This window comes from Streptomyces sp. NPDC020875 (assembly GCF_040641415.1).
In the GTDB taxonomy this organism is placed as follows: Bacteria; Actinomycetota; Actinomycetes; order Streptomycetales; family Streptomycetaceae; genus Streptomyces.
The window spans coordinates 1-10,872 of sequence record NZ_JBFADP010000108.1; the positions used below are offsets into that span (position 1 = coordinate 1).

Consider the following 10,872-nt stretch of genomic DNA (forward strand, 5'->3'; position numbering starts at 1 on the left):
CCTCCGCCCCACCGCCCCCCCCCCCCCGGTCCCGACGAAGGCCCCGGCGCGGTCCTCGCGCCGGGGCCTTCGTCGGGACCGGTGAGCCGGAACGTCGTGGCCGACGGCGGCCGGGGTCAGGGGTGGGGTGTCCAGAAGTCGACGAGCCTGCCGACGCCGTGCTCCACGGACTTCCAGCCGCCGTTGAAGGTGACGACGGCGAAGGCCGAGGTCGGGAACCCGCTGCGGTTCATCCGGGGCAGCAGATCGCCCTCGGCCTCACCCGCCAGGGCGTCGGCGAGGGCGTGCATACCGGGGTTGTGCCCGATCAGGATGAGATCGGAGACCTCGTCGGGGACCTCGTTCACCAGAGCGATCAGTTCGCCGAGCGACGCTTCGTAGAGCCGCTCCTCGTAGACCGTGCGCGGTCGGTGCGGCAGCTCGCCGACGGCCAGTTTCCAGGTCTCACGGGTTCTGGCGGCGGAGGAGCAGAGGGCGAGGTCGAAGCTGATCCCGGTACCGGCGAGTCGGCGTCCGGCGACGGGGGCGTCCTTGCGGCCCCGCTCGGCGAGGGGCCGCTCGTGGTCGGACACCTCGGGCCAGTCGGCCTTCGCATGCCTGAGAAGAACGATCCTGCGGGAGTCGGTGGACCCGGGAGAGTCGGAGGCTGCCCCTCCGGAAGACGTGGCGACGCTCATGTCCCCCAGCTTCGCACGAAACGGGCCAGCGGGCGCGGGGTGTTGACGTCCCGCTTTCCCGGCGGCGGGTTTCCCGGCGGCGGGGGCGGACGACGCCGTGACGGCGGTCCCCGGGACGCCCGGACGGGGGTCTGCGCGAAGGCTCGTACGGCCGACCACGGCGGCGGGCGCGGCGGGGCGGTCAGCGGGCGAGCAGTTGCCTCAGGTACTCCACCATCGGGGCGATCAGCGGCTGCCCCGCCGGGGAGTCGGCCCGGGCCGGTTCGGCGATCAGCACGAACAGCAGCGCGAAGGCGAGGACGGGCAGGGCGATCCCCCACCACGGCAGCCGGCTGCCGACGGCGTCACGGGCCGGTGCCGCGTTCGGAAAACGGACGGACCGGGCGGGCGGGGCGGGCATGGCTGCCTCCTCGGGCTGGTCCGGGCCGGGGTGTGGTCGCCCCGGCCCCGGGGCACGAGGAGCCCTGGAACCGGAACGAACTCCAGCCTAGGGACGCGGGGAGCCCGTTCCCATCCGGTGGCCCACCCATTGGTCCCTGAGGCCGGCCCCCTAGGGGATGGTGGGGAGAACCCCACCATCCACCGCCGGGGGCGGCCCGCCGCCGTCCGGGCCAACCGGCCTATCCGGGTGAGGCGATGGTGGCGATGATGCCGACCACGACGAAGAAGCCGATCATCGTCCCGAAGACGAGAAGGAGCTTCCGCTGGCCGTTCTGGGGGTTCGGTTCGAGAACTGGCTGCATGCCCTCAGTCTCGCATCCCCGTCTCGTCCTCGATCGTCCGGTCCCGTCCCGCGAGTGTCCCGAGCAGGATCTGCGGCACCAGCAGCCCCGCCATCAGGGTGAGGGGCAGTTGCCAGCCGCCGCTGTGCTCGTACAGCACACCGACCACCAGCGGGCCGGGGATCGAGATCAGATAGCCGGTGGACTGGGCGAAGGCGGAGAGCCGGACCACCCCGGCGGCGGACCGCGACCGCAGCCCGATCATCGTGAGCGCGAGGGGGAAGGCGCAGTTGGAGATCCCGAGGAGCAGCGCCCAGGCCCAGGCGCCGGCGGCGGGGGCGATGAGGAGTCCGGTGTAACCGGCGAAGCCGCTGAGTCCGAGGACCACGACGATCGGGCCCTGGTGGCGGAGCCGGGCGGCGAGCCGGGGGATGACGAAGGCGAGCGGTACGCCCATCACCATAGTGACGGCGAGCAGTACGCCGGAGGTCCCGGCGGGCACGCCCGCGTCCCGGAAGATCTGCGGCAGCCAGCCCATGGTGATGTACGCGCCGGTGGCCTGGATCCCGAAGAATCCGGCCAGCGCCCAGGCGGTACGGCTGCGGACGATCCGCCCGGCGGGGCGCTCGCCGGCGCCGCTCGGGGACGGGGTGGCCGGGGACGGGGCGGCCGGAGCCGCGTCCCCGGCGGGGGCGGCGTCCCGGGGGCGGTGTCTCCGGTCGCGTACCACCAGCGCCCAGGGGGCGACGGCGACGGCGGCGAGCAGGCCCCAGACCGCGAGGCCGGTACGCCAGTCGCCGCCCAGCGCCGTCGTGAGGGGCACGGTGGTGGCGGCGACGACGGAGGAACCGATGGCCAGGGCCATGGAGTAGAGGCCGGTCATGGTGCCGACCCGGTCCGGGAAGTACCGCTTGACGATCACCGGCATCAGGACGTTGCCGACGGCGATGCCGATCAGGGCGAGGGCGGTGGCGGCGAGGAAGCCGGGGGTACCGCCCGCGAAGGGCCGGAGCAGCAGCCCGGCGGCGACTGCGGCGAGACCCGCGCAGACGACGGCGGCGGGCCCGAAGCGGCGGGCGAGCCGGGGGGCGGCGATCCCGAAGACGGCGAAGGTGGCGGCGGGGACCGAGGTGAGGAGCCCGGCGACGGTGCCGCTCATCCCGAGTCCGGTACGGGCCTCCTCCAGCAGGGGGCCGAGGCTGGTGATCGCGGGCCGCAGATTGAGGGCGGCGAGGACGACGGCGACCACGACGAGCCGGGTGAACCAGACCGTGCCGGGGGTGCCGGATCCGCCCGCCGGGGCGGCCCCGGCGGCTCTCCGGGACGTACGGGATACCGGGGACGGGGTGCCGGGCGGGGCGGCGCGCCGGGTGGTGGGCTCGTCGGACATGGCACCATCATAGAATCATGGGATGATTGACCGTCCACTTCCGGACGGCTTCTCCGGACCGCCCCGCACCGGCCCGCACCGGCCCGCCACCAGGAGCATCCATGACGCTGACCTCACCCCGGCGCTCCGGCCTCACCGATCAGGTGATCGCCCAGCTGCGGAACCAGATCACCTCGGGCGAGTGGCCGGTCGGCTCCCGGATCCCCACCGAACCGGAGCTGGTCGAGGAACTGGGGGTGGCCAGGAACACCGTCCGGGAGGCGGTCCGCGCCCTGGCCCACAACGGGCTCCTCGACATCCGCCAGGGCTCGGGGACGTATGTCGTCGCGACGAGCGAGCTGGCCGGGGTGATGCGGCGCCGGTTCGCCGACTCCACGCCCCGCCATGTGGCCGAGGTCCGCTCGGCCCTGGAGTCCACCGCGGCCCGGCTGGCCGCCGAGCGGCGTACCGAACGGGATCTCGCCCAGCTCGACACCCTGCTGGAGCGGCGCGAGGAGGCTTGGCGGGCCGGGGACGCCGGACGGTTCGTCGCCGCCGATCTCACCTTCCATCTGGCGGTGGTCGCCGCCGCGCACAACGACGTACTGGGCGAGCTGTACGCGGACCTCGGCGATGTCGTACGGGACCGGCTGGCCGACCATGTGGGGCCCGAGCTGCGTCCCGAGCGCCATATGGACCACGCGGCGCTGGTGGCGGCGATCCGCGCGGGCGACGGCGACGCGGCGGCGGCCGAGGCGGCGAGCTACCACCTCAGCTGTCCGAACGGCCGCCGAACGGGAGATGGGTGACCCAGACCGCGCGGACCCGCTGCCAGCAGCGGTCGGTCAGCTCGACGTACTGCGCCGGGCCGATGTCGACGGGCGGGCCGTCGACGTCCACGTCCCACCACCGGTCGCACTCGATGTGCAGCCGGACCCGGTCGGTCACCGGATACGGGTTGTGGCAGTAGGCGGTAGCGTACGAGCCGTCGGTCTCGGTACGGCACTCGGCCCGGTACGGCTCCGGCGTCCCGGCACCGGCCGCCGAATCCGCCGGAGCCGACTCCCCGGGACCGGGGGCTTCGGCCGCCGGCCCGTTCTGCGACACCGCCTCGGGTACGGCGCCGACCAGGATCGCGGCCAGCGTGAGCAGCGGGGCGACGAGGGCCCGCGCGGCGCGCTCCGTCGTACGCACTGGCGAAACCTCCTCGGCCGTACGGCGGCCCGCCGGACCGCGGCTGCACCACAAGGGGGATGGCCTCTCCACCCTCCCCCGCCGTCCGGCCCGCCGCACCCGCCGGGGGCCGAACGGGCGACGCCCCGCTCCCCGCGCGATCGCGGGGAGCGGGGCGTCGGACGCCGTACGGCCGGGGCCGCTCAGGCACCCATCATGTGGACGCCGCCGTCCACGTGCACCACCGAGCCGGTGGTGCGGGGGAAGAAGTCCGAGAGCAGAGCCACGATGCCGCGGCCCGCCGGCTCGGGGTCCGTCAGGTCCCAGCCAATCGGCGCCCGGTGGTTCCACACGTCCGACAGATCCTCGAAACCGGGGATCGACTTGGCCGCCATCGACTTCAGCGGACCGGCCGAGACGAGGTTGCAGCGGATGCCCTTGGGGCCCAGGTCGCGCGCCAGATAGCGGTTGGTGGACTCCAGGGCCGCCTTGGCGACGCCCATCCAGTCGTACTTCGGCCAGGCGATGGTGGCGTCGAAGGTCAGCCCGACGACCGCGCCGCCCTCCTCCATCAGCGGCAGGCAGGCCATCGTCAGCGCCTTGTAGGAGTAGGCGGAGACGTGTACGGCGGTGGAGACGTCCTCCCAGGACGCCTCCAGGAAGTTGAAGGCGCCCTGCGGGCCGAAGGCGATCGAGTGGACGATGCCGTCGATCCGGCCGGTGTCGTCGCTCGCGTGCTCCCGGATCCGGTCCGCGAGCCCGTCGAGGTGCTCCTGGTTGGTGACGTCCAGCTCGATCACCGGCACGGGCTCGGGCAGCCGCTTGGCGATGCGCTCGACGAGGGAGAGCCGGCCGAAGCCGGTGAGGATGACCTCGGCGCCCTGCTCCTGCGCCACCTTGGCGGCGTGGAAGGCGATGGAGGAGTCGGTGAGCACACCCGTGACGAGGATGCGCTTGCCCGCGAGGATTCCGCTCATGCTGATCAGTGACCCATGCCCAATCCGCCGTCAACGGGAATGACGGCTCCGGTGATGTACGAGGCGTCGTCCGACGCGAGGAAACGCACCGCGGCGGCGATCTCCTCCGGCTTGGCGTACCGGCCGACCGGCACCTGGGCGATGATGCCCGCGCGCTGCTCGTCGCTGAGCGCCTGTGTCATGTCGGTGTCGACGAATCCGGGCGCGACGACGTTGAAGGTGATGTTCCGCGAGCCCAGCTCACGGGCGAGGGAGCGGGCGAAGCCGACCAGACCGGCCTTGGAGGCGGCGTAGTTGGCCTGTCCGGCGGAGCCCAGCAGCCCGACGACGGACGAGATCAGGACGACCCGGCCCTTGCGCGCCCGCAGCATGGCGCGGTTGGCGCGCTTGACGACCCGGAAGGTGCCGGTGAGGTTGGTGTCGAGGACGGAGACGAAGTCCTCCTCGGTCATCCGCATCAGCAACTGGTCCCGGGTGATGCCGGCATTGGCCACCAGCACCTCGACCGGGCCGTGCTTCTCCTCGATCTCCTTGTACGCCTGCTCCACCTGCTCGGCGTCGGTGATGTCGCACCGGACCGCGAGGAAGCCCTCCGGGGGCTCGCCGGAGCGGTAGGTGATCGCGACCTGGTCTCCGGCGTCGGCGAAGGCGCGGGCGATGGCGAGGCCGATGCCCCGGTTTCCTCCGGTGACAAGAACCGAGCGGCTCAACGGTTCACCCTTTCGATCGACGGACTGGTACTGCCGGGTACCCCCCGAAACTATCGGTCCGGGGAGGCTGCCGGAGAATCGGGCCCTGACAGCGCCTTCGACGCGGCACTGTCGAATCCCTACAGAAAGCCGGGGCCGAGTTCCCCGGACGGGGGGTACCGGGCCGTCCCGCCGAAGGCGGGGAAAGACGCTGGGCAACGGCCGACTCCCGCGACATGATCGGGCACGACCGGTACGGGGAAGGCGAACCGCCGGTCTCGACGACAGGAGACATTGGTGCCTCATTCCATCGACGCGGCGTTCACGGCGCTGCCGCTGCGGGCGCTCGCCGACGCGGCACTGGCCCGGGCCCGGGCCCTCGGCGCCGATCACGCCGACTTCCGTTTCGAACGCGTCCGCAGCGCCTCCTGGCGGCTGCGCGACGCCCGCCCCGCCGGTTCCTCCGACACCACCGACCTGGGCTACGCGGTCCGGGTGGTGCACGGCGGGGCCTGGGGTTTCGCCTCCGGAGTCGATCTGACCATGGACGCGGCGGCCCGGGTGGCGGGGCAGGCGGTGGCGATGGCGAAACTGTCGGCCCGGGTGATCGCGGCGGCGGGCTCCGACGAGCGGGTGGAGCTGGCGGACGAGCCGGTGCACGCGGACCGGACCTGGGTCTCCTCGTACGAGATCAACCCTTTCGACGTGCCCGCCGAGGAGAAGGCGGCCCTGCTGACCGACTGGAGCGCCCGGCTGCTGGCCGCAGACGGGGTCGCGCATGTCGACGCGTCCCTGCTCACGGTGCAGGAGAACAAGTTCTACGCGGACACCGCGGGGACCGTCACCACCCAGCAGCGGGTCCGGCTCCACCCGGAGTTCACGGCGGTCGCGGTGGACGAGACGACCGGCGAGTTCGACTCGATGCGCACCATCGCGCCCCCGGCGGGCCGCGGCTGGGAGTATCTGACCGGCACCGGCTGGGACTGGGGCTCCGAGCTGGAGCGGATCCCGGAGCTGCTGGCGGAGAAGATGCGGGCGCCGAGCGTCGAGGCGGGCCGCTACGACCTGGTCGTCGACCCGACCAATCTCTGGCTGACGATCCACGAGTCCATCGGCCACGCCACCGAACTGGACCGGGCGCTGGGGTACGAGGCGGCCTACGCGGGCACCTCGTTCGCCACCTTCGACCAGCTGGGGACCCTGGAGTACGGCTCGTCGGTGATGAATGTGACCGGCGACCGGACGGCCGAGCACGGTCTGGCGACCATCGGCTACGACGACGAGGGCGTCGAGGCCCAGTCCTGGGACCTGATCGAGGACGGAAAGCTGGTCGGGTACCAGCTGGACCGGCGGATCGCGAAGCTGACCGGGCTCGGCCGGTCCAACGGCTGTGCCTACGCCGACTCCCCCGCGCACGTCCCGGTCCAGCGGATGGCGAATGTGTCGCTGCGCCCCGCGCCGGGCGGACTGTCGACGGAGGACCTGATCGGCGGGGTCGAGCGGGGCATCTACGTCGTCGGGGACCGGTCCTGGTCGATCGACATGCAGCGCTACAACTTCCAGTTCACCGGCCAGCGGTTCTTCCGGATCGAGAACGGGCGGCTCGCGGGCCAGCTGCGCGATGTCGCGTACCAGGCCACGACCACGGAGTTCTGGGGCTCGATGGAGCAGGTCGGCGGCCCGCAGACGTACATCCTGGGCGGCGCGTTCAACTGCGGCAAGGCCCAGCCGGGCCAGGTCGCCGCGGTCTCCCACGGCTGCCCCTCGGCGCTCTTCCGCGGGGTGAACATCCTCAATACGACGCAGGAGGCGGGCCGGTGAACGGGCCGGAGCACCGTCCGGGCCGGGGCGCGAGGCCGCCCCGGTACGAGGCGCGGGGCCGGTCGGCGAGCGGGCGGCCGGAGCACGGGACCGGGGCGGGCGCCCCCGGTGAGCAGAGCTGGAACACGACGCAGGAGGCCGGTCGATGAGCCGTAACAGCAAGCCGTACGAGATCGTCGAGCGGGCCCTGGGACTCTCCACCGCCGACGGCTGTGTGGTGATCGCGGACGAGCACTCGACCGCCAATCTGCGGTGGGCCGCGAACGCGCTCACCACCAACGGGGTCACCCGGGGCCGGACGCTCACGGTGATCGCGACCGTCGACGGCGCCGAGGGGACCGCTTCGGGCGTGGTGACCAGGTCCGCCGTCACCGACGCCGATCTGGAGCCGCTGGTACGCGCCGCGGAGGCGGCGGCCCGGGCCGCCGGGCCCGCCGAGGACGCCCAGCCGCTGGTGGCCGGCCGGGACGCGGACCCGGCCTTCACCGAACCGCCCGCCGAGACCTCGTCGGCGGTCTTCGAACGGTTCGCCCCGGCGCTGGGCGAGTCGTTCGCCCGGGCCCGGGCGGGCGGCCGGGAGCTGTACGGCTTCGCCAACCACGAGCTGACCTCGACCTATCTGGGGACCTCCACCGGGCTGCGGCTCCGGCACGACCAGCCCAACGGCACCCTGGAACTGAACGCCAAGTCCCCGGACCGGTCCCGGTCGGCCTGGGCCGGGCGCGCCACCCGTGACTTCACGGACGTGGACCCGGCCGCCCTCGACACCGAGCTGGCCGAACGGCTGGGCTGGGCGGAGCGGCGGATCGAGCTGCCCGCCGGGCGGTACGAGACGCTGCTGCCGCCGACGGCCGTCGCCGATCTGCTGATCTACCAGCTGTGGTCGTCGGCGGCCCGGGACGCGGCCGAGGGCCGTACGGTCTTCTCCCGGCCCGGCGGCGGGACCCGGATCGGGGAGCGGCTGAGCACCCTGCCGCTGACGCTCCGCAGCGACCCGCGCGAGCCGGGCCTCGAATCGTCGCCGTTCGTACTCGCGCACTCGTCGGGCGACGACGCCTCCGTCTTCGACAACGGGCTGCCGGTGGCCGCCACGGACTGGATCCGGGCCGGAAAGCTGGAGCGCCTGGTCACCACCCGGCACAGCGCCGGGCTGACCGGGCTGCCGGTCTCACCGGGCGCGGGCAATCTGATCCTCGACGGCGGCGACGGCCGGTCCCTGGCGGAGATGGTCGCCTCGACGGAGCGCGGACTGCTGCTGACCTGCCTCTGGTACATCCGCGAGGTCGATCCGGCGACCCTGCTGCTGACCGGGCTGACCAGGGACGGCGTCTATCTGGTCGAGGGCGGCGAGGTGGTGGGCGCGGTGAACAACTTCCGGTTCAACGAATCGCCCGTCGATCTGCTCTCCCGGGCCGTCGAGGCGGGCCGGACGGAGCGGACCCTGCCGCGCGAGTGGGGCGACTGGTTCACCCGGGCCGCGATGCCGGCGCTGCGGGTCCCCGATTTCAATATGAGTTCGGTGAGCCCGGGCGTATAACCTCGAAGGGGCCACGGCGCACCCCCCGAGGTGTGCGCCGCCGGTCACCCCGCGCACCGTACGCCTCGGGCGTATGGCGCGCGTCACACCTATCGCAGAGCCGAGGAGACACGAGAGTCGTGACGGACATCGTCGACGAGCTGCGGTGGCGCGGGCTGATCGCCCTCTCCACCGACGAGGACGCATTGCGCAAGGCGTTCGCGGACGGTCCCATCACGTTCTATTGCGGCTTCGACCCGACCGCGCCCAGTCTCCACCTGGGGAACCTGGTCCAGATCCTCACCCTGCGCCGGATCCAGCAGGCGGGCCACCGTCCGCTCGGTCTGGTCGGCGGGGCGACGGGCCTGATCGGCGACCCCAAGCCGACGGCGGAGCGGACCCTGAACGACCCGGAGACCGTCGCGGCCTGGGTCGCCCGGCTGCGCGGCCAGATCGAACGGTTCCTCGACTTCGAGGGCCCCCACGCGGCCACCATGGTCAACAACCTGGACTGGACGCAGGGCCTGTCGGCGATCGAGTTCCTGCGGGACGTCGGCAAGTACTTCCGGGTCAACAAGATGATCGCGAAGGAGGCGGTCGCCCGGCGGCTGAACTCGGACGCGGGCATCAGCTACACCGAGTTCAGCTACCAGATCCTCCAGGGCATGGACTACCTGGAGCTGTACCGGCGGTACGGCTGTGTGCTCCAGACCGGCGGCAGCGACCAGTGGGGCAATCTGACCGCCGGTACGGACCTGATCCACCGGGTCGAGCCGGAGGCGCGGGTCCACGCGCTGGCCACCCCGCTGATCACCAAGGCCGACGGCACCAAGTTCGGCAAGACGGAGTCCGGCACGATCTGGCTGGACGCCGAGCGGACCACGCCGTACGCCTTCTACCAGTTCTGGCTGAACGCGGACGACCGGGACGTCTCCCAGTACCTGCGGATCTTCAGCTTCCGGTCCCGTGCGGAGATCGAGGAGCTGGAGCGGCTGACCGAGGAGCGCCCGCAGGCGCGGGCCGCCCAGCGGGCGCTGGCCGAGGAGCTGACGACGCTGGTCCACGGCGCCGAGCAGTGCGCGGCGGCGGAGAACGCGGCGAAGGCCCTCTTCGGCCAGGCCGAGCTGACGGACCTCGACGAGCCGACGCTGCGGGCGGCGCTCGCCGAGCTGCCGGTGGCCCGGGTCGCCGAGCCGGGCGCGGTGATCGACCTCTTCGCCGAGGTCGGCCTGGTCGCCAGCAAGTCGGCGGCCCGGCGGACCGTGAAGGAGGGCGGGGCCTACGTGAACAACGTCAAGGTCACGGCCGAGGACGCGGTGATCTCGCCGGACGAGCTGCTGCACGGCCGCTGGCTCGTCCTGCGCCGCGGCAAGAAGAACCTGGCGGCGATCGAGATCACGGAGACGCCTCCCGCGGGGGCGCCTCCCGCTGTGGGGTAACGACGCCTTGAGGCTGAGGCGCCCCGCCTGCTGCGGGGCGCCTCCCGCTGTGGGGTAACGGGACGGGGGCGGCTCCAGGGGAGCCGCCCCCGTCCCGGGCATCCGCGCCCCCTATGCCTCCGGCAATGGGGGCCCTCGGCGCCTTGGCCCTCCGAGGCACCGCCCCGAACAACCCGGGTCCCGCCCAGCCACTGATTCTTGTTCGCGGTCTACCGCCCGTGGGTGGTTGCTCGCGCAGTTCCCCGCGCCCCTGGTTGCCCTCCTGACCGCCCTCGGAATGAGGCCGGGCCCTTTTTCCTCAAGGCCGACGCCCTATTCCAGGGGCGGTGCCGGAAAGAGTATTTAGGGGCGCGGGGAACTGCGCGACAAGCCACCGACGGCCCGCAGACCGCCGACAAGATCAGGCTGCCGGGCGCGGCCCGGGTTGTGGGCCTCACCCGGAGGGCCAAGGCGCTGGGGGTCCCCCCATTGCCGAAGGCATAGGGGGCG

11 protein-coding genes are annotated in these 10,872 nt (G+C 72.8%); 4 read left to right on the top strand and 7 right to left on the bottom strand.

Annotated elements, in window-relative coordinates; all coding sequences use genetic code 11:
• Positions 1-116: 116 nt before the first annotated feature.
• The 4 genes from AB0G74_RS33640 to AB0G74_RS33655 form a co-directional block, all read right to left on the bottom strand.
• Positions 117-677 (bottom strand): histidine phosphatase family protein, encoded by a 561-nt coding sequence (locus AB0G74_RS33640; protein WP_361154332.1) that lies wholly within the window; start codon positions 675-677, stop codon positions 117-119.
• 181 nt (positions 678-858) lie between these two features.
• The gene (locus AB0G74_RS33645; protein ID WP_361154335.1) at positions 859-1,077 is read right to left on the bottom strand and encodes a hypothetical protein; all 219 of its coding nucleotides are present in this window, start codon (positions 1,075-1,077) and stop codon (positions 859-861) included.
• Between the two features lie 220 nt (positions 1,078-1,297).
• Positions 1,298-1,420: an SGM_5486 family transporter-associated protein gene (locus AB0G74_RS33650; RefSeq protein WP_358826396.1), complete on the bottom strand. Its 123-nt coding sequence runs from the start codon at positions 1,418-1,420 to the stop codon at positions 1,298-1,300.
• Between the two features lie 4 nt (positions 1,421-1,424).
• Positions 1,425-2,789 carry an MFS transporter gene (locus tag AB0G74_RS33655; RefSeq protein ID WP_361154337.1) on the bottom strand — a complete coding sequence of 455 codons (1,365 nt, stop codon included), beginning with the start codon at positions 2,787-2,789 and terminating at the stop codon, positions 1,425-1,427.
• Between the two features lie 101 nt (positions 2,790-2,890).
• On the opposite strand from AB0G74_RS33655, the gene AB0G74_RS33660 reads away from it, so the two are divergent.
• Positions 2,891-3,577 carry a FadR/GntR family transcriptional regulator gene (locus tag AB0G74_RS33660; RefSeq protein WP_361154340.1) on the top strand — a complete coding sequence of 229 codons (687 nt, stop codon included), beginning with the start codon at positions 2,891-2,893 and terminating at the stop codon, positions 3,575-3,577.
• Here AB0G74_RS33660 and AB0G74_RS33665 read toward each other — a convergent pair.
• The 3 genes from AB0G74_RS33665 to fabG form a co-directional block, all read right to left on the bottom strand.
• The gene (locus AB0G74_RS33665) at positions 3,540-3,962 is read right to left on the bottom strand and encodes a hypothetical protein (protein ID WP_361154342.1); all 423 of its coding nucleotides are present in this window, start codon (positions 3,960-3,962) and stop codon (positions 3,540-3,542) included. The two genes, AB0G74_RS33660 and AB0G74_RS33665, sit on opposite strands and share 38 nt — an antisense overlap.
• Before the next feature lie 182 nt (positions 3,963-4,144).
• Positions 4,145-4,918 carry an enoyl-ACP reductase FabI gene (fabI, locus tag AB0G74_RS33670; protein ID WP_361154345.1) on the bottom strand — a complete coding sequence of 258 codons (774 nt, stop codon included), beginning with the start codon at positions 4,916-4,918 and terminating at the stop codon, positions 4,145-4,147.
• Between the two features lie 5 nt (positions 4,919-4,923).
• Positions 4,924-5,628 (bottom strand): 3-oxoacyl-[acyl-carrier-protein] reductase, encoded by a 705-nt coding sequence (gene fabG, locus AB0G74_RS33675; protein WP_361154347.1) that lies wholly within the window; start codon positions 5,626-5,628, stop codon positions 4,924-4,926.
• Positions 5,629-5,904: 276 nt separating this feature from the next.
• Between fabG and AB0G74_RS33680 the strand changes: the two genes are divergently transcribed.
• The 3 genes from AB0G74_RS33680 to tyrS all read left to right on the top strand — a co-directional run bounded on the left by AB0G74_RS33680 (position 5,905) and on the right by tyrS (position 10,383).
• Positions 5,905-7,428 (top strand): TldD/PmbA family protein, encoded by a 1,524-nt coding sequence (locus AB0G74_RS33680; protein WP_361154350.1) that lies wholly within the window; start codon positions 5,905-5,907, stop codon positions 7,426-7,428.
• Between the two features lie 145 nt (positions 7,429-7,573).
• Positions 7,574-8,965: a metallopeptidase TldD-related protein gene (locus AB0G74_RS33685; RefSeq protein ID WP_361154353.1), complete on the top strand. Its 1,392-nt coding sequence runs from the start codon at positions 7,574-7,576 to the stop codon at positions 8,963-8,965.
• Between the two features lie 119 nt (positions 8,966-9,084).
• Complete coding sequence (tyrS, locus tag AB0G74_RS33690) at positions 9,085-10,383, top strand: tyrosine--tRNA ligase (protein ID WP_361154356.1); 1,299 nt, start codon at positions 9,085-9,087, stop codon at positions 10,381-10,383.
• Positions 10,384-10,872: the final 489 nt, after the last annotated feature.

What these genes read in the sequence shown, in the direction of transcription:
- AB0G74_RS33640 (WP_361154332.1), bottom strand. Translation starts at nt 677, where the DNA reads ATGAGCGTCGCCACGTCTTCCGGAGGGGCAGCCTCCGACTCTCCCGGG.
- AB0G74_RS33645 (WP_361154335.1), bottom strand. Translation starts at nt 1,077, where the DNA reads ATGCCCGCCCCGCCCGCCCGGTCCGTCCGTTTTCCGAACGCGGCACCG.
- AB0G74_RS33660 (WP_361154340.1), top strand. Translation starts at nt 2,891, where the DNA reads ATGACGCTGACCTCACCCCGGCGCTCCGGCCTCACCGATCAGGTGATC.
- AB0G74_RS33650 (WP_358826396.1), bottom strand. Translation starts at nt 1,420, where the DNA reads ATGCAGCCAGTTCTCGAACCGAACCCCCAGAACGGCCAGCGGAAGCTC.
- AB0G74_RS33685 (WP_361154353.1), top strand. Translation starts at nt 7,574, where the DNA reads ATGAGCCGTAACAGCAAGCCGTACGAGATCGTCGAGCGGGCCCTGGGA.
- fabI (WP_361154345.1), bottom strand. Translation starts at nt 4,918, where the DNA reads ATGAGCGGAATCCTCGCGGGCAAGCGCATCCTCGTCACGGGTGTGCTC.
- AB0G74_RS33655 (WP_361154337.1), bottom strand. Translation starts at nt 2,789, where the DNA reads ATGTCCGACGAGCCCACCACCCGGCGCGCCGCCCCGCCCGGCACCCCG.